This is a genomic window from Olivibacter sp. CPCC 100613 (assembly GCF_036959255.1).
In the GTDB taxonomy this organism is placed as follows: Bacteria; Bacteroidota; Bacteroidia; order Sphingobacteriales; family Sphingobacteriaceae; genus Olivibacter.
In genome coordinates, this window is sequence record NZ_JAWMTI010000047.1 from 1 (window position 1) to 562 (window position 562).

1 protein-coding gene is annotated in these 562 nt (G+C 50.4%); it reads left to right on the forward strand.

Annotated features, from left to right (window positions below; genetic code table 11):
- A partial coding sequence (locus RYH73_RS26765) for a glycoside hydrolase domain-containing protein (protein WP_335316476.1) occupies nucleotides 1-562 on the forward strand: 562 nt, incomplete at both ends.

Sequence of the window (562 nt, forward strand, 5' to 3'; positions counted from 1 at the left end):
AGATAGAAGGTAAGCAGGTGGGAGCCTATCTCACTTTTGCCAAAGGGGCGACGGTGCAGGTGAAAGTGGCATCTTCCTATATCAGTCAGGAACAGGCTCAATGGACGCTGGATAGAGAGCTCGGTGCACATAAAAAGCTGGAAGACACTAAAATAGCGGCTGCCGGTGTCTGGAATAAACTGCTGGGGCGTGTATTGGTGGAGGGAGGTACAGACGAGGAGCTGGCCACTTTCTATTCCTGCTTGTTCCGGGCGAACCTTTTTTCGCGCAAATTTTATGAACGCGACAAAAATGGAAAACCTTATTACTTCAGTCCCTACGACGGGAAGATCTATCCTGGCTATATGTATACCGATAATGGTTTCTGGGATACCTTTCGGGCCCAATTTCCATTGAGCAACATTTTGCATCCCACCATGCAGGGACGTTATATGCAATCGTTGTTGGATGCACAGGAACAGTCGGGCTGGTATCCGACCTGGTCGAACCCGGGAATGTCGGGTGTTATGCTCGGAAACCATGCCATCTCCTTGCTGACCGATGCCTGGATGAAGGGCATCCG